Raw genomic sequence first — 23,558 nt, forward strand, 5'->3', positions numbered from 1 at the left:
TTTTGGTTTCGAACGCAACTTTAGGAGCTAAAAAATCATTGAGCATCGATTACTCAATCTCAGCGGAAAAAGCACAAACTGAACTTTTAGGAAAAGCACCTGGAACTTACACTCAAAAAGTAACATACACGGCAACGGCTCTATAGTCCAAAGCAAAATAAAAATCACTAAATTCTCCTAACTCAATAAAATTGATTTAGGAGAATTTATGAATTTAGGCCGTTGTTTGCCATACACTAATAGATCTGTAATTAACAATAAAAAACAAAATCATATCTTTGTGGTTTCGTAAATCCCATTTCGATTTTGAAAGTCCAATTCACCTACAACTCCCAAGCCTTCAATGGCGCAGCTATACACAAAAGTTTATTTAGATAGCCACAGCTTTATAGCGCACTTTAAACTTAAAACAGAGACTCTAATCCCTATTATATATTTGATTTTTTTCACCAGCCTTAAATTAAAACCTACACCTATGATGCCCAATCACTTTAAATTCTTTTTGACTCTTGGCTTTCTAATCACATTGACGACTTCTGGATTTTCTCAAGGCGTTTCTATGTCTCCCACCCGATTGTTTCTAACTGGAAATCCAGGAGAAAAGGTTACGGAAACGGTAATTTTGAACAATAGTTCTGATAAAGATTACGTCTTTAATATTAATGTTAAAGACTGGAAAAGAGAACTAGATGGCAATAAAATTTATTCTGAACCAGGCAGTTTAGACACCTCCAATGCTTCTTGGATTTCTACATTTGAAAACACGGTCTCCGTTCCGGCGAAATCTACTCAAGAGGTCCTAGTTACCATGACGATTCCTAAAGATGCGTCACCATCAGCATTGACCAATAGTATGCTGTTTTTCACGCAAATTTCAACACAAGCCGATAAAGCCCAAACGCAAAACGGAATAGGCATCATCGCACTATTTGAGTTTGGACTCCATGTGTATTATACGCCGACTGGTAATCAAATAAATAGCATGGAAATCACTGCTATTGAAGAGATTAATGATGCCTTTTCTAAAGAAAAAAAGATCGCCGTTAGCGTTATCAATGATGGGAATATCGTAAACGATGCCACTGTACAATTTGAACTGACGAATACTGAGACTGGTGAGGAAATTAAATTGGATTCCAAAGCGATGTCTTCCATGCCAGGAACGGAGCAAGTTATCTACTTTACTTTACCAACATCTATTTCAGGACAATATTTGGGCGTCACCATAATTAAAATGTCTGGCACCAATGATTTAAGAGTAGGAGAAAAAACATTCGATTTCTAATTTAATTCTTGAAACAATCACTCCATATTCCCAAAACTCTAATCAGAAAGCTCCTTTCATTTTGCATGATTGTTTTTCTGCCGTGTTCTTATGTCTATAGTCAAGAGGTAAGGGAAGTGGATTTTCATTTTGAAACGGACAGTATTGCTGTCCAAAAAGGGTCCACCTTCACCAATTTCCTGGTTATAAAAAACCGAAGCGCCAACAATATTACCATTGACAAACTGGCTCCAGAATTAAAATATCCTGGGTTATTATTAGCACCCAAACCTAATTTTGACATTCTTCCTGATGAGACCAAGCGTTTCCCTATAAAATTTATAGCAAGCTTGGATTTTATGATGCTTCAGGCCAACGCCATCACTTTTAATCTCACATATAGTTCGATGGCGCGTGTCGAAAACATCAGTACTTCTTTCAGCTTAAAAAAGCCTGAAGAAAAAAACATTGCTATCATACCCTTTTCGCGCGAAAATTACATCAATCCAGATACTCCTGAAACCATCATCACTATGTTTGTGGAAAACCGAGGCTATTCAAAACGCAGCATAAGGCTCGATTTTCAATCCGCTCCTGAGGACTTGGAGATGATGCCAAGGCAACAAACCATTTCCTTAGAAGGTCAAGAAAAACGATTGGTAGAAATTACAATTTCCATAAGGCGTCAAAACACTTTATTTCCTGATTATAATATTCAGGTAAGAGCTACCGACCTTACCAACAATGAGAACGTGGGAAGCAGCTATATAAAACTTGTAGTATTATCGCACAACCGACAGTTAAGTCGCGCGAGCAGTGCGGTCAGCGGCACCAACTTTGCCGAAGTCAATTATAATGAAAATAGTTCTGGCTTTAATTATATGCAATTAAGAGGCAACACCGAGTTTTCTGCATCAGAAAATATTCAAGGACGTTTCAACCTCGCGGCAGATTACTATCTTCAAGATGGACTTTATAATCTTTATGACACTTGGCTAGAAGTCGAAAGTAAAAAGAGCTTGGCCAGAATCGGAAATATTTATGCTAATGACTATGATTATTCCATTTCCGGAAGAGGCGCAAAAATTTCTACCGAAATAGGGGTTGGAAAGGAATTTGAAATTATTGGTCTGGAGAACAGTTACCATCTTTATGGCAGCTATTTTCCGCAGAATGAAAGTGCTAAAATGGCAGGTGCCAAATACAGTTTTGGTGCATTAAATAACTTTAATGGGAAATGGTCCTACGTTTATGATCACGACCCGAGACAGGCCATTGAAACACATGTAACCAACTTTGCGTCCGCTTTTGTACTTAATGATCAACATCGATTCCGAACCGAAGTAGGTCTAAGCCATGAGTTTGGATGGATACAAAAGGACAAAAACTCTGGAGCCTCTGTGGGTTTAAACTACGACACCAGCTTAGGCCATTGGGATTTTCAATCGTTGAACACTTATACCACGAGTGGCTATGCAGGAATGAGCAGAGGATCCTTCAACCTTAATCACCGCATCGGGCATCAAATCTCGAACACGCAACGGCTATTTTTTCTATATCGAAATTCGCAAGTACATCCCGAATACTTGAATTTCCAATATGGACAGACCCTGTACAACAGACCAGAATATTTCAATAGCACACAATCGGCACAAGTAGGCTATCAATTTAATGTCAAGAACTGGAACTTTTTACTGTCGCCACAAATAGAACGGCAAAAAGCAACCTTCAATTTCATATCTCATGATTTATTGACTTACCGTCTTTACAGCAATATTGGGACTGCTTTTGGCCAGCATGGCTTCAATCTTACTACAGAATTTACCCATTCAAAAGAAGATCGCAGTCCAAATTGGTTTCAGGGATTTAGGTCAACAATGTCCTACCGTTTCAAGAATTTTTCTATCAATGGTTCTGCACAATACAATCCCATCAGTGTATTTGACCTGAATTACAACTTTAATAGCGGTGAAAACTTTGAAAATTACAATGTGTATACCAGCTATAACTTCCTAGTTTTAAATACTACCTTATCAGGATCCATTTCGGCAGGCATCAATTATTCGGGACTTTATGAAAATAAAAGCAACAATTTCACAGGAAATATAGAATACAAAATAGCGACTTCCTGGTCCACTACTGGCTATGCTAATTATTCGGACTACAGCTCTACTAATGCTAATGGCTACAGTGGCGATAATTACCAAATTAGAATAGGTATTAAAAAATACTTTGCGAGAGCTACCGCCATTGGAAACCACAAAGTGAGCTTTCAACTGTTTGAAGATAAAAACTACAATGGCATCCGCGATGTCCATGAAGCCGTGCTGGCCAATGAAATTGTTAAACTTGATGACCATACGGCGATCACCGATAAAAACGGAAAAGTAACTTTTCAGAATGTTCCCAAAGGAAGTTATAAATTAAAGATCAATGAAAGTGCTGGTTCACGCTTGATGAAGACCCCCCTAATTGAGGTGAACAAAAATATTAATATACAAGTTGGCTTGGTAAAAAACATTAGGATCACTGGAAAACTAGTTGAAGTAAAGCAAGCCTACGACGTTTTAAATACCGACGTTTCAGGCATTGTTGTGTATGCGAAGAGTGAGGAAGGCGCTATACAAACTACAGTGGTTAACCAAAACAGTGAGTTTGAATTTTTTTTAAAGATTGGCACATACGCGATTTATATTGAAAATGATACCTTCAGTTTTATCAATCCAAAACAATCCATAGTGATTGAAGATACAGATGACTCAGAAAACCTGGTTTTTGAATACCAGAAAAAAGACACCAAAATTAAGGTGAAAAAGTTTTAATTTAGATAGACATGAGAGCTTATAAAAAATATATTTTAGGTGGGATTTTACTATTGGCAGCCACAGCTTTAACCATGGCCCAAGACGTTAGAATAGAGATACCAATAAGTAATATTAATAACAAAACGGATTTTTCTGTAACCCGAACTGTGTTTAACACGGGAAGCAATACGAGATGGATAGACAAACAAGAAACGCCGAATATGTGGTGTCTAAATAGTAGGTTTTTGCAAGAAAATGCATCAGGGGCTAGTCTTCCTACTTCGGTATTGCAATGGCAACTTGATAATATTGGGGGACAACAACCTACCTACCATGTTCATGATATTCAACCTGGTTATAAATCGTTTTCTACTAGCCCACAATCTTGGTATGAACCTTATAGCAATGGATCAAAATATAGTTCAGGAAATGTTGTTTTTAAATTTAAAATTCCAGCTGCTGCTTTTGAGAACAATATTTTTCAACCAGGAGAGTACAAGCTGACTATTAATCACAACTATGAGAATTATTTCACTCCCAACAGCTTCAATATCATTCTTGTTGTTCCTTATACCCAACCGATCCAATGGCTTTCTAACATGCCTACCAAAACTCATGAAATTACATCCTTAAATCAATTTAGATCGGGAGGCACTCGTACTTTTGATGCTATCGGAGCCGCTGAAATATCAAACACCATTAATTTTAATCTTTGGGCCCAGACTGCTTCCTCCTCAATTAAATACACCTCTTCCAATGGTGTGGAGGCAACGCGAGAGGTAAGTTTATTGAAACTGGGAAGCACTTATCCTAAGGTTATAACCGCTCCACTATCCGCCAATTGGAAAAACCATACGCCTAATAACCCATTTTTGGTTGTCGCAGGTAGAAAACATAATTTTGACCTTCAATTTTCCATCTCAGAATCCGATTTTAGGAACCACTTCTTTAATGCGGGAATTTATAATTTTCAAATAAATTTGGATGCAAAAAGCACTACCAGCAATGATTCAGACATTCATAAAACCGACGTAAGCATTAAAGTCCTTCCCTTATCTGAAATTACCATCCCGATGCCAGGGAATGAGGTGAGTCTTGAATTCAATACGGCTACAGATTATCAACATGGTAAATCCAGAATCATCTCCAATCAGATACAACTTTCAAACAATGAAACTTATGAGCTTTATGTCAAATCGGAATTCCCATATTTCAATAAGTCAGGCATACAGTCGGATGTACCTTCAAGAATTTTACAAATAGGCGTAGATGGAGATGTGCATAAGGTTACTTTATCCCAAACCTCCCAACTGATTATTTCCAATGGCACGCCGGTTCTCGATAAAAATTTGAATATGATGTATACTATTTCTGCAAGCGCTGCCCAGACTTTGTTATCTAAAGAGAAGGCGACCTACTCGATCAACGTTATTTACAGCTTTACGGCACTATAATAAACTTATATCAACTATATTTTTACATTTACTGCGCTAAGTATATTTTGAATGAATAGTCAAACCAAAAAAATGGAAAACTTAATCCCAGCATCTTTAATAGCACTTGAGTATAGCGGACAAGCTTTAGACAAAATCGCTATCATTAAAAATAATGGAAAACAAGCTATTATTGGATTTATTGAATTAGCACTTAGAACTCAATTGGACGATACCCAACGCCACTACTTGGAGATTATCAATCAGTCCGAAGAATTCTTATATAGCATCAGCAACGATATCCTCGATTTCTCAAAGATGAAAACAATCCTATGAAATTGAAAATTGATAAAGTGGAACTGGAGCAAGTGTTGTCAAATGCTTTGAACATTATATCTTTTGGCGTGACAACGAAAAACTTGGAAATGTTGTTGGATATGGATCCCCATATTCCAAAAAACATTTGGATTGATGTGATGCGACTAGAACAGATTTTAATTAACCTACTGGAAAATGCTCTGAAATTTACTGAAAAAGGGGAAATAAAGCTTTCGGTACAGGTTTTAGACGATTATGGAAATGACAAAATGCTTTTAAGATTTGCAGTTAAAGATACTGGCATTGGTATTAATGAGGATCAGTTACAAGAAATATTGAATTCTTTTACGCAGGAAGCCGGCAATATCACTAATAAATATGGCGGCACTGACCTGGACTTAACCATTTCCAATAAACTTCTGGCACTTGTCAATAGTGAGTTACGCTTAGAGAGCAAGCTAGGGCACGGAAGCAACTTTTTTTTCGACCTAAAAGTTAAGACAGAAAATGAAGAGATAGATCATTCCTTAAAGGATATCAAAAAGGTACTCATAGTAGATGGTAACACTAACAACCGAAGGATATTAAAACGGATGTTGGAAATTAAAAACATTGAGATTGAAGAGGCTGACAGCGGCTTACAGGCATTAATAACCATAATGGACAACCCAGGATTTGAAGTGATCATAATGGACTACCACATGCCGATAATGGACGGCATCGAAACCATTAAGAAGATAAAGGAACTGCAGGCTACACAGGAAACAAAACCCGCATTTGTAGTATTGTACAGCTCATCCGACGACGAGCATTTACAAAAAGCATGTGACGAATTGGAGATTAAAGCAAGGTTGGTCAAACCTATCCGAATGAGTCAAATGTATCAGGCCTTGGAAGACTTACAATACACCACTTCCGACGAAATCGACGATGTGATTATTGAAGAGAAGGAAGACATGGATTTCAACATGACGATTATGATCGCTGAGGACAATCCTATTAATATGACCCTCACTAAAATATTTGTTAACCAAGTGCTTCCAAAGGCACGTATTATAGAAGCAGTTGACGGAGAAGAGGCTGTTGAACATTATAAAAAAGAACAGCCAGACCTCATTATTATGGACATACAGATGCCCAAAATCAATGGAATTGAAGCTACACGAAAGATAAGAATTTTGGAGAAGCACATAGAAATTCCTATCATAGCACTTACGGCTGGAAGCCTTCCCGGACAAAAAGAGAAGTGTCTTGCTGCAGGTATGTCAGATTATTTAACTAAGCCCATCCTTCAATTCACTTTGGCAGAAATGCTACGGAAATGGCTAGGCTCCAAAATGGGATTAATGTCCTAATATCGTGATGCAATTATCTTTCATTACAGTTATATATTTGATGAACCAACAAAGTGGATCACTTCCTAGGAACAAATCTCACATAGTGGAAAAAAGTTAAAACCAAACTTCATCAACATCTCATCATGCAACCTATAAAAGTTTCACACGCAAATGATAGGGTTTTTCATTTGCATTATCCAAGTCCAATTTAGTGCTTTTAATTCTTGAAGTAACTCAGATAAAATCTCTAAGAAAGTCTGAAATTTCTTTTATTATTCTCCCAGTCCTAAAGACATATCTATAAAATTACAGGAAATGAAAACTTATGTAATTTATAGTTTTACTGTTCTTTAATTGAATATTTTTGCGCCATGAAAAAAAGTATCATAACGCATAATGCAGTGGTTCCAGATGCAGCAGATAAACTTGTTGTACTTCAAAACAGATATGCTGAGGCATTTGATTTCTTAATTTATTCTGTCGTTAGCATAACTGAGGTATCTATATGTACTATCACTTTATTTAGCGAGGACAAAGCATATCTCATTGGCACTAGTGATAACTCAATAAAAAAAATATGGCTGCTGCCTAATACCTACCCAAAGCCGACTTTATCGATAAACCACCAAAATCAAATACCCCCAGCCCATACCGTTAATCATATTGATGTCAAGTTTAGCACTGCCTTCCCCATCACGGACTCTAACCTCAAGGTTATAGGAAGCTTAAATATATTTGATACAAAAGCCCGTGAACTAACCCAACATCAAATTACATTTCTTGTCAAATCGATAGAGCAAATAAATCGGTGGGTAAAAATTAAAGAGAAAGAACAACGTTTATACAATCAAGATTATTTATTTGAGTATTCTGATGACCTATTAGGCATATTTACAACGAGTGGTAAATTCATTAAAATTAATCCTGCATTTGAAAAAACTTTAGGATGGACAGACAAGGAAATTATGCAATCTGTTTTTATCGATTTTGTTCATCCCGAAGATAAAGAAGAAACTTTAAACGCTTTAATCGACCTTGCCAAAGGCATACCGCTTCAAAATTTTACGAACCGATACCTTACAAAATCAAATGATATCAAATGGATTGAGTGGACGTGCACGCCCGATTTAGAAACGAATCAAGTTCATACCATAGGTAGAGACGTTAGTGAATATGTTGAACGGGAAAACCTTTTATCTCAAAGCGAACTTAAATTCAGAAATCTATTTGAAAACGTACATGGTATTTTGACGGTAATGGACTTGGAAGGCAATATTATTAACATCAATAAAGCCGGACTAGAAGCCTCAGGGTATTCACGAGAAGAAATTTCTAGGTCATCAATATTTGATCTCAATGAACCCGAAAAACGCGAAAATGTCAAAAGCTACTTAAAGATAATGAAAACTGATGGCGAGGCCTCTGGAGAGATGACAATCATAAAGAAAGATGGCACTAAAGCTATATGGATGTTTATGAGCTCCTTGGAGGAAGACCTTGCAGGCAATAAACAAATCATTGCAAATGGTGTGGATATTACGGAACGCAAAAAACTGGATGATGAGCTTTTAAAAGCCAAAGAAGCTGCTGAAGAAGCCTATTTGGCTAAATCAGAATTTGTGGCCAATATGAGTCATGAAATTCGCACCCCATTAAATGGAATCATTGGATTTACAGAATTAGCCCTAGGCACCCAACTTGACGATACTCAAAGACAATATTTAAAAATCATCAATCAATCGGGCATATCTTTATATAGCATCATCAACGATATCCTCGATTTTTCTAAAATGGAAAAAAATCAGATGAAACTAGATATTGACAAAGTTGATATTGAAGAAGTGGTGTCTGAAGCTTTTAATATTGTGTCCTATGGCTTTAATAAAAAAGGCTTGGAAATGCTGATAGATATTGATCAAACAATTCCACGCTATATATGGGCGGATGGCATGCGATTAAAACAGATATTCGTAAACCTCTTAGGCAACGCTCTTAAATTCACAGAAAAGGGTGAAATTAAAGTCTACGTCAAGTTGCTTAAAAATTATGACAATAATAAAATGCGCTTTCGATTTGGCGTCCGTGACACAGGCATAGGAATTCATAAGGACAAACAAGTAGAAATCTTTAATGCTTTCTCTCAAGAAGACGGAAGTATTACTAAACGCTTTGGAGGTACTGGCTTGGGCTTAACAATCTCCAATAAATTATTGGGTCTATCCGATAGTACTTTGCAGCTCGAAAGTGAACAAGGAAAAGGCAGTCATTTTTTCTTTGATTTAGATTTGGATACCGAACACTCAGAGGTTGAGATGTCCCTGGAAGGAATTAAGACGGTTCTGATTGTGGACGATAATGATAATAACCGAAGGATTTTAAGACGCATGCTTGAAATTAAAGGCATCGAAGTTACAGAAGCCAATAGCGGCATGAAGGCTTTAATGACCATGATGGATAAAAGTAAATTTGATGTTATCATTATGGACTACCATATGCCGGTGATGGATGGCATCGAGACCATTCGGAAAATAAAGAAGCTCACTCCAGAGTCCCCTTTCATCGTTTTATACAGTTCTTCCGACGATGCGACACTTCAAGACGCTTGCGACGAATTAGAGGTAGATAACAGACTTGTAAAACCTATTCGTATGAACCTAATGTATAAGGTGCTATCTAAGGTGAAAAATGAAATAAAGGTTAATTCTGAAAAAACAGAAACCATTGTTAATCCTATTGAAGAAATTAAGCAAAATATTAAAATTTTGATTGTTGAAGATAATGCCATCAATATGCTTTTAGCCAAAACCTATCTAAAGGAAATAGTTCCTAACGCCATACTTCTTGAAGCTAGGAATGGTATCGAGGCCATATCAGAATATAAATCAGGAAAACCTGATTTAATCTTTATGGACGTACAAATGCCTGAACTAAATGGTATTGAAGCTACAAAAACCATTAGAAGTCTTAAAGAATACATAGAAATACCGATCATTGCACTTACAGCGGGAAGCCTGCCTGGCGAAAAAGAAAAGTGCATCCAAGCTGGTATGAATGATTTTCTTACAAAACCTCTTCTCAAACAAACTATGATGAATATGGTTGGAAAGTGGATTGAAAAAAAATAAATTATCACTGAATAAAAAGACTCCAAGTTTTAAAGCCCCAAACTTATGACTGATCAAATTCAAGATTTAAAAATTGAAAATAAAAACCTCAAGAACGAAATTAATTTGTTAACGGGTTGGATTTCCCTTATCTCTCACGATACCAAACAAATGTTTAGTAGCCTAACATGGATCATAGATGCTTATGAAAGCGAGATAATTACTGAAGAGGTCTTTTTTAAAATGTTACCTGAAATCAAAAAAGACGCCAATAAAAATTTACAAACATCAATAGACACTGGTGAATGGCTAAAAACCCAGTATGGAAATTTCCAGCCAAAACAAGATATTCTTAGTGCTAAACCATTATTCGAGGAGCTTCGTGAAACATTCGAAGAGAAACTTAAAAAGAAAGACATTTCCTTAAGTTTTATAGGTCATGGCAACCTCCAAATAGTTTGCGACAAAGTACTTATAACCTTCATCTTAAGCAAACTATTAGATAATGCTATAAAATATTCAAATGTGGGTCAAGAAATTATCTTTACAGCCGTTGAAGAGGCTAATGAAATCGTTCTTTCCGTTACCGACTTTGGAACAGGGATCGTAGAAAAATATCTTAATTCGATTTATAAATTTGAAAACCCCGTATTCCATGGTACTGCAGGGGAAATAGGTGCTGGATTAAGCCTAAAAATCGTACAAAGTTTTGTATTTTTGGCCAATGGTACTATAGAGATTGACTCCTTAGAAAATAAGGGAACAACAGTCACTGTACGCCTGCCCCAAATCGATAAATAAATATATATGCAAAATAGTGATCGCATTTTAGTTGCGGATGATCATGAAATTGTACGCATGGGATTAATTCGGATAATTAAACAACTGAAACCCCAGTCTCACTTATCTGAAGCAGATGATTATAAATCGTTGTACGTAAAAATTTCTAAAGAAAATTTTGATTTAGTAATATTGGATGTCAATATGCCTAATGGCTCTTTCCAAGAGGCTGTTAATTTCATCAAGTTAAAACAACCTCATATTAAAATACTCGTATTCTCTTCACAAGATGAACAACTCTATGCCGTACGCTATCTCAAAATTGGAGCCGATGGGTATTTGAACAAGGAGTCTTCTATGGCTAAAATTGATCTTGCATTAAACGCAATGCTTAACACAGGTCGATATATAAGCGAAGAAGTAAGGGAATCTATGATTTCCGTTTCGTTACAAAACAACCAAGCACCTAACTCTTCCTTAGAAACCCTTTCTAATCGGGAATTACAAATAGCTAATAGTTTAGTTCAGGGACTGACATTAAAGGACCTTTCAAATCAATTGAATCTGCACTCATCTACTATAAGCACCTACAAAAATAGAGTCTTTGAAAAATTAGGGATTCAGTCTATACCCGAGCTTGTGGAGATACTTAGACTATACAATCAATAGGTTGTTAGACCCTTCAAATCGTATTGATTAATTGATATGTCATTCTCGTGTGACAATTATATATTTCGTTTTCAGCTAATATCTTTTAAGAGGTGAGAATGGCTGTTTTATTCTATAAAACATGCTTTTGAGGATTCCACAAAAAAAAGCTATATAAATTGAAGCGCTTATTTGTACATTTTGGGCAACTTCAAACCCATGACTTTTTGACTTGATCCGGCATCACGCTCTAAAGCGTGACATGGATACCAATCCCATTAAAAACAAAAAAGCCTCTCAAAATGAGAAGCTTCGTTTTCTGTACAGGTGGGGAGACTCGAACTCCCACACCTCGCGGCACTAGATCCTAAGTCTAGCGTGTCTACCAATTCCACCACACCTGCATAGGCTCCGATTATTATCGGGATGCAAATATAAACATTCTTTGGAATATACAAATATCTTTGACCAAGAAAATTCACTTCATTTTTCGTACTTTTGAATTACATAAAAAACAGAATTTCTCGAACGAGGAAATCACTTAAAACTTAATTATGCAAAACATTGACAGTTACGTAGAAAAAAATAAAGACCGATTTATAAATGAACTAGTGGAACTCCTTAAGATTCCATCGGTTAGCGCTGATTCTGCATTCAAAAACGATGTTCTAAAAACAGCGGAGGAAGTCAAAAAAAGCCTCGAAAAAGCAGGTTGCGACCATGTCGAATTCTGTGAAACTGAAGGCTACCCAATTGTTTACGGCGAAAAAATAATTGATAAAAATCTGCCAACGGTTTTGGTTTATGGCCATTATGACGTCCAGCCAGCAGATCCAATCGAACTTTGGACTTCTCCTCCCTTTGAACCCGTCATTAAAAAAACAGAACTCCATCCAGAAGGCGCTATTTTCGCTCGTGGCGCCTGTGACGATAAAGGACAGATGTATATGCACGTCAAAGCGATGGAATTCATGACCTCCACCAATCAACTGCCTTGTAATGTCAAATTTATGATTGAAGGCGAAGAGGAAGTGGGCAGTGTCAATCTCGCAAAATTTGTAAAAAAGAACCAAGAGAAACTGAAAAACGATGTCATTTTAATTTCTGATACGGGCATGATTTCGAAAGACACGCCTTCGATCACTACAGGTTTAAGAGGCTTGAGTTATGTAGAAGTGGAAGTTACTGGACCAAACAGAGACTTACATTCAGGATTATATGGAGGCGCTGTGGCGAATCCAATTAATGTATTGACCAAGATGATTGCGTCTTTACATGATGAAAACAATCACGTGACTATTCCTGGGTTTTATGATAAGGTCGAAAACCTATCAGACGAAGAACGTGCGCAAATGGCAAAAGCACCATTTTCATTGGAAGATTACAAAAAAGCTTTGGACATTGAAGATGTTTATGGCGAAAAAGGATACACCACTAACGAGCGTAATTCTATTAGACCAACTTTAGATGTCAACGGCATTTGGGGAGGTTACACAGGCGAAGGCGCTAAAACGGTTATCGCGAGTAAGGCTTTTGCTAAAATCTCTATGCGATTGGTGCCGAATCAAGACTGGGAAGAAATCACAGAATTGTTCAAGAAACATTTTGAAAGCCTCGCTCCAAAAGGCGTTACAGTATTAGTAAAACCACATCATGGCGGACAAGGTTATGTCACTCCAATTGACAGTATCGGTTATCAAGCGGCTTCAAAAGCTTATGAAGAAACTTTTGGAAAAACGCCAATTCCACAGCGAAGTGGAGGAAGTATTCCTATTGTAGCCCTTTTTGAACAAGAATTAAAGAGCAAAACCATTTTAATGGGCTTCGGATTGGATAGTGATGCGATCCACTCCCCTAACGAGCATTTTGGGATTTGGAATTATTTGAAAGGGATTGCAACGATTCCGTTGTTTTATAAGTATTTTACGGAGTTGAGTAAATAAGTTTTTTGTCCCTCACAGAGGCGCGGAGGCACAAAGTTTAAATTGCCACGAATTCACAAATAAGTTTTATAAACATTTGTGAATTTGTGGCTTTTTTGTTTCAAACTTCTGGGTGTACTCGTAGAAACAAATATCTTATTTGTACAGTGAAATCCGTGTCCAAAAAAGTCAGCGTCAATCACTACAAATCAGCGTCATCTGCGTTCCATTGGCATCAAGACCTTCATTCCTTATCTCTCGCAAAGGCGCGGAGGCGCAAAGTTTAAATAGCCACGAATTCACGAATAAGTTTTATAAACAATTGTGGATTTGCGCCTTTTTTGTTTCCAACTCTTGGGTGTTCTCGTAGAAATAAATATCTTATCTGTGAAAATCAGTGAAATCCGTGTCCAAAAAAATCAGCGTCATCTGCGTTCCATTGGTATCAAAACCTTCTTTCCTTATCTCTCGCAGAGCCGCGGAGGCACAGAGTTTAAATAGCCATAAATTCACGAATAATTTTATAAACATTTGTGAATTTGTGGCTATTTAGCTTCAAACATCTGGATGATCTCGCAGAAACAAATATTATGTGTGAAAACCGGTGAAATCCGTTTCCAAAAAAAAGCAGTAAAAATCAGTGCTCAAGATGAAAACATAAAATTTTAAAAACAATAAGAAACTTTCTATCTCGACAAAGCAAGTAGATACAGAGCAGCCCAAAGTTTATATCTCAACCAAGCCTGAACGTTCGGAAACTAATATTATTTAAACTTTTTATACCAGACCTCTCCGGTTTTTAAAACCTGAGAGGTCTTTTTTTTTTATAATTACGTGTAACAAATCAGACTCTTTAACGTTCTAATAGCCAGCCCATCCTGAGCTTATCCGAAGGGTCAATCAAAAAATAAAATGACGTTATGTTAAAAAAATTCTTCATCCTGTGCTCTGGGTCAGATACTGACATTTTGGAGCAATGTTCCAACGGCGAACAAAACAAATATGCCGGCATTGGCGCTACCGTTTTCTTTACGGCCGTAATGGCTACTATTGCCGCAAGCTATGCACTTTTTACTGTTTTTGACAATGCATTTATTGCCATAAGCTTTGGCTTAATTTGGGGTTTGCTCATTTTTAATCTCGACCGATTCATAGTTTCTACGATTAAAAAAAGAAACAGTTTCATCAATGAATTAATTCAAGCCACCCCACGAATTATCTTAGCCGTGATTATCGCCATAGTGATTTCAAAACCCTTAGAACTGAAAATTTTCGAAAAGGAAATCAATCAAGTCCTCTTGGAACAGAAGAATGATTTGACATTGGCCAACAAGGATCAAATCGCGCAACAATTCGCCCCAACTATAAATGCCTTAGAAAACGAAATCACGTCATTAGAAACACAAATCAGTACTAAAGAAGCTGAAGTCAACGCGCTGTACAACACGTATATCACAGAAGCAGAAGGCACCGCCGGAACGCAACGTTTGGGAAAAGGTCCAGTTTACAAGGAAAAACGCGACAAACATGATGTTGCCTTGGCCGAATTCCAGCAATTAAAAACTACCAATCAAGAAAAAATCAAAGGTATTGAAAGTCAAATGCTGCTATTGCAGAATGATTACACCACCAAAGTTGAAAATTCACAACCTATTATTGACGGTTTTGATGGTTTAATGGCACGTATTACCGCTTTGGACAGCTTGCCTTGGCTGCCCTCTTTCTTTATATTCCTATTGTTTTTAGCGATAGAAACGTCTCCGATTTTCGCAAAATTAGTATCGCCAAAAGGCACTTATGATTTCAAATTGGAAGATGCAGAAACGGCTGTTAAAATCTGGGTTGAGCAGAAAGTAAATGAGCGCAACATCATGCTCAAAACAGATATAGCGATCAATAACAAAGTTTACAACGATATTGCTGAAGAAGACGAACTCTATCAATACAAACGTAAAAGTGCTAGAGAACTCATGCAACTCCAAGCCGATGCATTTTATAAGCACCAAAAAAACGCACTTTAGAAGTATTTCTTAAATTTTGCGGGAGCAAAGGTTGGGTCCATCGGCTAGCAAATCAACAAAAAAGGCACGTCTCTATCAATGCTGATAAAGACGTGCCTTTTTTTGTCATTTATGATCTATCAAAAATCGAAGACTGAGTTGATCCTTTCTCTTGATAATAGGAACCTAAAAGAATTATAGACGCTGCTAATGCCGATTTTAAATTTGGTTGAAAACACCTTGATAGCTTGAGGTAAATTACTGAAGTAAGACCTTGCTATTCAAGCTACGGACTCCTCCGATTTGAAATGCTCATAGAGATCATCACACCCCATGCCTATAATGGAAAGTTTTTTACCCTTAACAAGTGCTTCATTATGCAGTTGTGCTAAAGCGTTCACCCCATAACGGTCAATACTCGTTACGTTTTGAATGTTGATTGTCAACGCATTTTGCTTGTCAAAAATATTCGAAAACTCTTTTTTAAAGTGGTGTACGTTAAATTTATTAAGTGTTCCCGTAACTTGAAATAAGTTGTTTTGGCTAGTAATTTGTAAGTCCATAATTTCGCAGATTAAGATTGTTAATAATTTGATTTTCGTAGCTATTAACCATTGGGGATGAAGCAAATATCAAAAAATAAAATTAAACTCAGCAATATTCTCGACCAACGGTATTTTGATAGGTTTACTGAATGAAATGCTCTTTTTCACACGATGAAACTCAAGAAATCAAGACTTTACTGACTTAAAATTTTCGATTTGGATTAATTATATTCAAGTTTAAATTTGTTTTTTATCTGAAATTAGCACTGACACTTATTTCCCTATTCCCGTTCCCATCCTCCACCCCATCAGGGCAGCTCCATATTAAAAAAAAAGCCTCCAATCGGGGTTTAATATAGAGCGGACTTGTAGTATTGAACATCCATTTCAAGTTCAAACCTGTACCCATATACCTCGAAATCAATGTCCTTTAGAATCCTCTTTGGAAACTCCCTCTGTTTTCAGAAAATTATTTTACTCTGGTTTTAATTATCTCAATATAATCGTTAACCCGTTTCTCCATAATAGATAAAGTCACTGTGCCTTGCTGTAAAATAGTTTCATGGAAATCTCTGATATTAAATTTTGGACCTAATTCTTTTTCTGCTTTTTGACGTAGTTCCCGAATTTTCAATTCGCCTATTTTATAAGACAGTGCTTGACCTGGCCAAGAGATATAACGATCCGTTTCCGTATGGACCTCATGTAAAGACAAGGCCGTATTTGAAGACATATAGTCAACCACTTGTTCGCGCGTCCATCCTTTGGCATGAATTCCGGTATCGACCACCAAGCGACAGGCGCGCCACATTTCGTAGGTCAGTTTCCCAAATTGTTCATAAGGCGTGGTGTACATTCCCATTTCGTCCGCTAAAAACTCGGAATACAAACCCCAACCTTCGCCATAGGCAGACAAATACAAGTTTTTTCGAAACCTCGGTATACTATCTCCCAATTCACTATTCAAACTGGTTTGCAAGTGATGTCCAGGAACGGCTTCGTGCACTGTTAACGCCGGCAAGGTGTACAAGGTTCGACTTGGTAAATCATAGGTGTTGACCCAATAATAGCCCGGATCGGTACTTTCTTTCGACGTTCCAATATAGCGACCTGTGGTATATTTTGGTGCAATCGCATCGGGAACAGGCGCTACACCATAAGGTTTACGAGGGAGCTGTTTGAAGTAGCGTGGCAATTGCGCATCGGCTCGTTTTGCCATGTCACGCGCTATCATCAATAATTGTTCAGGAGTTTCAGCATAAAATTGTTGGTCTGTTCTTAAAAAATGAAAGAAGTCAGCAAAACTTCCTTTAAACTTCAAATCCTTGATAATTTGCTCCATTTCCGACTTAATGCGAGCGACTTCGCTTAAACCAATTTGATGAATATCCTCTGCAGTATATTGCGTGCTAGTGGTATAAAAATTGATTCTATTTTGATAGAAATCCTTGCCATTGGGTGTTTCAGAAACCCCTAACGAAGTTCTGGTTTTTGGAAAATATTCGGTTTCGAAAAAGTTCTTGATCCGTTTAAATTCTGGAGTAACCTTAGTTTCGATGGTTATTTTAGCCGCAGTTAAAACAGAATCTTTTTGGGCTTTGGTTAAGTCGTTTGGTAAATTTTTAAATGGCGAATAATAAAAACTGTCCTCAAAATTTCCGACAATATGATCGTTATATGTGGATTCGTAGCCTTTAAAAATAATTATGGGTTGTGATACGCCTTTTTTCAAGCCTTCTCTTAAATTTTTGAGATTCTGACTTACAAATTGTGGAATGGCATTCAATCTGTCCAAATAGCTTTTTACTTGCGCATAATTGGTCAATGGTCTTACCTGATAGGTTAGGTTGGCATGAAATCCTGTGTCTGATAATAAAGGATTCAGATATTGCTCAAACTTGTAATAATCGATTTTATCTTGCAGCACGAACGCTAACAATTCAGCTGAGATTTGCTCGGTTTCAGTGAGATTAGCGGTAGTAATCTTAGAGAGTTTGTTCAATGTTTTCTCGGCAAATTCTGCTTCAGCCTTAAAATAATCCTTGGTAAACAATCCCAAAGGATAGGTTTTAAAGTCGTATCCCTGATGTTGCTCATACTCTTTTATCAAATTATCCAAGGAAACAGAAGGGTTTTGGGAATTTGCAGTATCAATTCCAAAAAGGAAAACCATTAAAATGATTACAATGTTGATTGAAAATTTCATGTTTTAATTTTAATTTATAGTAATGTTTTCTTTGTAAAATAGTCAAAGTCCACAGTTATACGTATTGTTTTTATTATTTGAATTAAAGCTAATTTACCATCTAAAGTCATTCTTATCAATTCTACTGCACTATTTTCTTCCAACAAAAAAAATTAAGTTAGAAATTTCTAGTTATTTGAAAGCCATTCTAATAACAATTGGTAGTATATTATCCATTAAAAAAAATAATATCCCTACTTTTGAATAGGTTTAGTTTATTTCCACATCATGAAAGTTCTCCCTTTTAAAATACCAAAACCTCATCAGGATGCTTTCTGTTTTAAGATTGATGAAGCGCTTTCCTTTTATGATAAGTTACATCAGCATGAAGAACCCAACTGTGTTTTATTGTGGAAGGCTAGGGCACACTGACTATGGGCGATACCATCAGCTATTATAAAAAAGGTGATGTGATGGTTAATTTCAATCGATATTTTAAATCGACATTAAGCAAGACTCCGATGAGCTTTAGAAAAAACAACACTTAAAATGAAAACAAAATACGTCTGGATTTTATTGACCATTGCAGCAGCAATCACAATTTATGGTGTGATGTCTGGAAAGTTCTTTTTTCTTTTTCTGATGCTACCCTTGGGGTTGGGGTTGTTTAGAAAGAAAGATGACGATCATTGAAGTGCCTGAAGTGATGTGAATCTATCTAAGTAATAAAGAAAGCTGTTACGCAAAGTTGCACAAAGGAAACACAAAGTTTCACAAAGAAAGTCAATCCTTTAATCAACAATTAAAATCAGTGCAATTCCGCTTAATCAACGTCACCCGCCTGAACGGACGGGCAGGTCAGCGTTCGATCTTAAAATAAAGCCATCATCTATTTTCCTAATGCAGGTCGACAAGTTTCAAAAGAAAAATTTCTGCTTAAAAAGTCTAAGATTTCTTCACGTATTTCGTGATGATCACAATCTGTTGACCATCCACTCTACCTTCTATAAATTCAGCGTTTTCATGATCCAATCGAATGTTTCTAACAGCAGTGCCTTGTTTGGCAACCATACTGGAACCTTTCACTTTTAAATCTTTGATCAACACGACTGAATCTCCTGCTTCCAAGACCACACCATTCACATCACGATGGATGATTTTATTGGCTGCATCTTCATGCTCGCCAGTTGCTCTTGCCAAGGCTAATGCCTCATCATCAAGATACATCATGTCCAACAAATCTTTTGGCCAACCTTCGCCACGCAATCTTTGAAGCATGCGCCATGCCATAATTTGAACGGCCACGTGCTCACTCCACATGCTATCGTTCAAACAACGCCAATGGTTGGAATCCATCTCCACTTTACCTTCTATTTGATCCAAACAGGTTTTACAAACCAACACATCATTGGCCACATTTTCATTCAACATTGGTGGAATGATGTATTGTGATAAGTTTTCTTTTGAACCACAAAGTTCGCAGGTGCTGTTGCTTCTCTCTTGAAGCATTTGAAGGACGCTCATGGGATTGTTGATTTACGAGTTAAGATTAACGATTGCAGACCTAAAATTCTGCGGTGCAAAGATAACATTTTATTGAAGAGAATCCTTCTTTATAGTATTCATTGCGTTGCTGACAACAACATAGAAATGACCAAGGAGCTCAAAACAATTATGACCAAACCTCTCAGATTTTGAAAACCTGAGAAGTTTATAAATCAAGTTCATTTTAAGGAATCCCGCATCTTTTTAGGCATTCCTTTAACGACCATTGCGTAGGAATGATCAATGAGTTCTGTTAAGAATTTAGGAGAAATTTCATCCCGGGTAAGATCAATCGTATTCCAATGTTTTTTGTTCATATGATAACCAGGAGTAAACGCATCATATTCAGCACGCAGTTCTTCAGCATAATCGGGATCACATTTGAGGTTGATGCCTTTTTGACCTGCTTCCCATTTTTCCAAACTTACCAAAACGAACATTTTGCCTAAAACCTTAAAGACGAGCGTGTCCGCATCAAACGGGAAATCTTCTGTAACTTCCTTTTTAGAAAGGCAATAGGTTTGTAGCTCTTCGATATTCATATAATAAAATTCCAGATTAGACATTTCAATCCCTTTAAAATTTCGGATATTTAAGAGGATTCTAAAAACTTATGTGCTGATAAATAAATTAAGGCGTGTCATCTATTCTAAACGAAGAATAGATGGATTTATAAGCATAATCATTCAATTAATCACAGGACCGGTCAGATGATTTCAATATAATCAAGAACAAATTTCCGCCCAAACATGCCCAATTCCTCCAATTTGTAAGTCATTTTCATATCAATCCAAAATTTTATAGAGAACAGGTTTACTTGGCGTGGCATCGTTTTCAAACGGCGCAATCTGAAGATTTAAAAGATAACTGCCATCCTTGATTTTATTTTTGACATAGATAAATTCCGTGATGGTGCAATGTATTCGTCTGTCGCCATCAAAATCCCAAAAGGCTTTGTGTGCGAGTAATTTTCCCCCATCATGCTCGCGATCCACGCTCGGCAAATCGATTAGAACGTGCAGAATTCCTCGTTCTCTGATAAACACCATAGCTTCTTCCGTTAAATAGGTCCAATTGGTTTCAGAATAGTGTCGATTTTTTTTGCTCTTTGTATTTGGCAATGTACGGACGACCAAGGCTTCAGGCTTTTTGCCCTTCAACAAAACATCGATTTGCTGTTTGGAAATAATTGTATCCTTCAAATAATTTTCTGGAGCGACGGATATCAATTCCGCAGTAAAGAAAAAATGCTTTAAATTTTTATTAATGGAATGGAATTCCTCTGTAATGTGCCCAATACACTCCGTATGTGTGCCGTGCGCGTGTGGATTGAACTGAATAGTATTAAAATTGATAGCTGCACCTGCTTTAATGCTCCCGACCCAATCGCCATTTTTAACCGGTTCTATTTCAGGCTTGCCAATATACCAGGCATTGATATTCTCTTTGGAAGCGCGCAGCGGAATCGAAATATCAAGTGGTTTTGATAAGTCTATCACGTAGGTATTTGACTGGTATTGTATGGTTGTTTTCATCATTTTTACTTTTATTTTAATCCTTTATAACCCTCTCAGGATTCCAAACCCTGAGAGGGGTAAAAAACCTGAGAAGGGTACAAATCACTCCAAAATTAAAAATTTAATATCTTCAAAATCTTGATTTCTGGAATGATATATTTTAAAATTCAGCAAATCATCAAACATCTCAATGACGTCATTTCTTAATATATAGGTTGGTTTAGATGATATGATTGAATGGTATGATGACCATTTATAATCTGAAATTGTATCAACTAATCTGTGATGAACAGGATTATTATGAATATAAAAATTCAATTTTATAAGATAATCCTGAGAGGTTACTACCTTTCGTTTGAAAGGTTTTTCAAACACACTTCCTGTTCGATCATACTTTTTATTTACAGCTTGTGTGTAAGCATTGAAAAGATGTGAAAATTGCTTTGACGGATTGACTTTTTCTTTGTTTATCTTAATGTGCGTAGAATAATTTAATTGATCTATTTTGATTTCATCAAGTTCTTTAATCCTTATTAAAAAATGAAAATGGTTTTTTAATAAGCACCAACAAAAAGTATCAGCTATAGGGTAAATATACTTCAAGTAAAGTGAGAGAAAATATCTGTAATTTTCTTCGTCAAAGAAGATAGTATTACCATTGTTTCCTCTATTATAAATATGGTAATAATGACCGAATTCTATTTTATCTAATAACGCCATAATATTTATAACTCTCTCAGAAAAACTCCCTCGAAAACTCTCTCAGGGTTTCAAACCCTGAGAGAGTTAAGAGAGTTAACTTTAATTCAACATAAAAAGATCAGAAGCGATGCCATCACTCAAAAACTGACCTTTTTTAGTGACTAGCAATTTGCCATCTTCAAGATACAATAAATGTTCAATAATATGTTTTTGAGATTGCTCCAAGAGATAAGTTTTATAAGAAACACCAAAATCCTGCTCCACTTTTTCTAAAGAAACACCCCAGATGGTGCGCAAGCCTGTCATTACGTATTCATTGTATTTGTCAGTAACCGTAAGCGTTTCAATCTCAATAGGGATTTTATTTTCTTCTAATGCCTTGATGTATTTTGTGTTATTTCGAACATTCCAACCTCGATGTTTTCCATCAAAGGAATGTGCCGAAGGTCCAATCCCCAAATAGGGTTTTCCTTGCCAATAGGCGGAATTATTTCTACTGAAATACCCAGGCTTCCCAAAATTAGAAAGCTCATAATGTACAAAACCAGCTTCTTCCAATTTTTCAACCATAATATGAAATTGCTCCTGAGCAAGATCATCATCGACATTTTTAATTGCGCCCTTTTTAATCAAAGATGCCAAAGCGGTTCTCGGCTCCACCGTTAACGCATAACTGGAAATATGAGGAATATTGAAAGACAATGCCGTTTCTATATTTTGAATCCATTGCTCATTGCTCATTCCTGGAATCCCGTAAATTAAATCGATAGAAATGTTATCGAAATGGCGCGTCGCTTCTTCCATACATTTTATGGCTTCTTCAGAATTGTGCGCGCGATTCATCAGTTTTAAATCGTCTTCAAAAAAAGATTGAATCCCGATGGACAGACGGTTTATTGGGGAATTCGAAAAGTCGTTGAGATGTTTAGTCGTTAAATCATCTGGATTTGCTTCGAGTGTAATTTCAGGATTTTCTGCAACTTTATAATGTTTATAAACCTCATCAATCAACAATTGCAACTCTTCAATTGACAATAAACTTGGCGTGCCGCCGCCAAAATAAATGGTTTCAACAACTTGATCTTTAAATTCGTCTTTGCGTAATTCCAATTCCTTGACCAAGGCACCGACCAATTCATCTTTCTTCCTTAAAGACGTCGAAAAATGGAAGTCACAGTAGTGACAGGCTTGTTTGCAAAATGGGATATGGATGTAAATTCCAGACATGAATAATGAATAATGAATAATGAATAATGAATAACGAATAATGAATAATGAATAATGAATAATGAATAATGAAAGTAAAAAAAGCTATTTCACAAAGCTACATAAAGCCTTCCTTTTTTATGAAAATGTATCAACAAATCAACTTCTCATTTTCATCATGGCAGAAAATGAAAGGTAATAGTAGTGCCCGGCATTAATAACGAATAAAGAAAATAAAAGCTATTACG

At 36.5% G+C, this 23,558-nt stretch carries 18 protein-coding genes and 1 tRNA gene; 11 read left to right on the forward strand and 8 right to left on the reverse strand.

Translation table 11 applies throughout. The features are described 5' to 3' along the window. Window positions 1-475 precede the first annotated feature (475 nt). The 8 genes from ACOH2D_RS15215 (at window position 476) to ACOH2D_RS15250 (ending at window position 11,709) form a co-directional block, all read left to right on the forward strand. On the forward strand, window positions 476-1,285 hold the full coding sequence (locus ACOH2D_RS15215) for a fimbrial biogenesis chaperone (RefSeq protein WP_449535756.1): 810 nt from the start codon (window positions 476-478) through the stop codon (window positions 1,283-1,285). Window positions 1,286-1,350: 65 nt separating this feature from the next. Further along, on the forward strand, window positions 1,351-4,086 hold the full coding sequence (locus ACOH2D_RS15220) for a hypothetical protein (protein WP_449535757.1): 2,736 nt from the start codon (window positions 1,351-1,353) through the stop codon (window positions 4,084-4,086). Between the two features lie 11 nt (window positions 4,087-4,097). Continuing rightward, window positions 4,098-5,522 (forward strand): hypothetical protein, encoded by a 1,425-nt coding sequence (locus ACOH2D_RS15225; protein ID WP_348038671.1) that lies wholly within the window; start codon window positions 4,098-4,100, stop codon window positions 5,520-5,522. Window positions 5,523-5,594: 72 nt separating this feature from the next. Beyond that, window positions 5,595-5,837 (forward strand): histidine kinase dimerization/phospho-acceptor domain-containing protein, encoded by a 243-nt coding sequence (locus tag ACOH2D_RS15230; RefSeq protein ID WP_348038673.1) that lies wholly within the window; start codon window positions 5,595-5,597, stop codon window positions 5,835-5,837. Beyond that, window positions 5,834-7,174 carry a response regulator gene (locus tag ACOH2D_RS15235; protein WP_348038675.1) on the forward strand — a complete coding sequence of 447 codons (1,341 nt, stop codon included), beginning with the start codon at window positions 5,834-5,836 and terminating at the stop codon, window positions 7,172-7,174. Before ACOH2D_RS15230 ends, ACOH2D_RS15235 begins: the two co-directional genes overlap by 4 nt. 353 nt (window positions 7,175-7,527) lie before the next feature. Further along, window positions 7,528-10,281 (forward strand): response regulator, encoded by a 2,754-nt coding sequence (locus ACOH2D_RS15240; RefSeq protein ID WP_449535758.1) that lies wholly within the window; start codon window positions 7,528-7,530, stop codon window positions 10,279-10,281. Window positions 10,282-10,326: 45 nt separating this feature from the next. Further along, window positions 10,327-11,061, forward strand: coding sequence for a sensor histidine kinase (locus ACOH2D_RS15245; protein WP_449535759.1), 735 nt, complete (start codon window positions 10,327-10,329; stop codon window positions 11,059-11,061). Between the two features lie 6 nt (window positions 11,062-11,067). After that, window positions 11,068-11,709, forward strand: coding sequence for a response regulator (locus ACOH2D_RS15250; RefSeq protein ID WP_348038682.1), 642 nt, complete (start codon window positions 11,068-11,070; stop codon window positions 11,707-11,709). A gap of 301 nt (window positions 11,710-12,010) precedes the next feature. Here ACOH2D_RS15250 and ACOH2D_RS15255 read toward each other — a convergent pair. Further along, window positions 12,011-12,092: transfer RNA gene (locus tag ACOH2D_RS15255), tRNA-Leu, on the reverse strand. A 150-nt stretch (window positions 12,093-12,242) separates the two neighbouring features. Here ACOH2D_RS15255 and ACOH2D_RS15260 point away from each other — a divergent pair. Both ACOH2D_RS15260 and ACOH2D_RS15265 read left to right on the forward strand, forming a co-directional pair. After that, complete coding sequence (locus ACOH2D_RS15260) at window positions 12,243-13,631, forward strand: dipeptidase (RefSeq protein WP_449535760.1); 1,389 nt, start codon at window positions 12,243-12,245, stop codon at window positions 13,629-13,631. A gap of 899 nt (window positions 13,632-14,530) precedes the next feature. Next, on the forward strand, window positions 14,531-15,631 hold the full coding sequence (locus tag ACOH2D_RS15265) for a DUF4407 domain-containing protein (protein ID WP_348036143.1): 1,101 nt from the start codon (window positions 14,531-14,533) through the stop codon (window positions 15,629-15,631). A 260-nt stretch (window positions 15,632-15,891) separates the two neighbouring features. Here ACOH2D_RS15265 and ACOH2D_RS15270 read toward each other — a convergent pair whose 3' ends face one another. Both ACOH2D_RS15270 and ACOH2D_RS15275 read right to left on the reverse strand, forming a co-directional pair. Further along, a complete protein-coding gene (locus tag ACOH2D_RS15270) occupies window positions 15,892-16,173 on the reverse strand; it encodes an STAS domain-containing protein (RefSeq protein WP_348036142.1) in 282 nt (93 codons plus the stop codon). Window positions 16,174-16,624: 451 nt separating this feature from the next. Further along, window positions 16,625-18,361 (reverse strand): DUF885 domain-containing protein, encoded by a 1,737-nt coding sequence (locus ACOH2D_RS15275; RefSeq protein ID WP_449535761.1) that lies wholly within the window; start codon window positions 18,359-18,361, stop codon window positions 16,625-16,627. A 528-nt stretch (window positions 18,362-18,889) separates the two neighbouring features. Between ACOH2D_RS15275 and ACOH2D_RS15280 the strand changes: the two genes are divergently transcribed. Beyond that, complete coding sequence (locus ACOH2D_RS15280; protein ID WP_348036140.1) at window positions 18,890-19,033, forward strand: hypothetical protein; 144 nt, start codon at window positions 18,890-18,892, stop codon at window positions 19,031-19,033. A gap of 252 nt (window positions 19,034-19,285) precedes the next feature. Here ACOH2D_RS15280 and ACOH2D_RS15285 read toward each other — a convergent pair whose 3' ends face one another. The 5 genes from ACOH2D_RS15285 to hemW all read right to left on the reverse strand — a co-directional run bounded on the left by ACOH2D_RS15285 (window position 19,286) and on the right by hemW (window position 23,331). Continuing rightward, window positions 19,286-19,864, reverse strand: a complete 579-nt coding sequence (locus ACOH2D_RS15285; protein WP_449535762.1) for a PhnA domain-containing protein — start codon at window positions 19,862-19,864, stop codon at window positions 19,286-19,288. Between the two features lie 200 nt (window positions 19,865-20,064). After that, window positions 20,065-20,427, reverse strand: a complete 363-nt coding sequence (locus ACOH2D_RS15290; RefSeq protein ID WP_348036145.1) for an MmcQ/YjbR family DNA-binding protein — start codon at window positions 20,425-20,427, stop codon at window positions 20,065-20,067. Between the two features lie 243 nt (window positions 20,428-20,670). Then, window positions 20,671-21,420, reverse strand: a complete 750-nt coding sequence (locus ACOH2D_RS15295; protein WP_449535763.1) for a cyclase family protein — start codon at window positions 21,418-21,420, stop codon at window positions 20,671-20,673. An 84-nt stretch (window positions 21,421-21,504) separates the two neighbouring features. Continuing rightward, complete coding sequence (locus tag ACOH2D_RS15300; protein ID WP_449535764.1) at window positions 21,505-22,122, reverse strand: transposase; 618 nt, start codon at window positions 22,120-22,122, stop codon at window positions 21,505-21,507. Window positions 22,123-22,203: 81 nt separating this feature from the next. Beyond that, window positions 22,204-23,331, reverse strand: coding sequence for a radical SAM family heme chaperone HemW (gene hemW, locus ACOH2D_RS15305; RefSeq protein ID WP_449535765.1), 1,128 nt, complete (start codon window positions 23,329-23,331; stop codon window positions 22,204-22,206). Window positions 23,332-23,558: the final 227 nt, after the last annotated feature.

Source organism: Gelidibacter sp. (assembly GCF_053579655.1).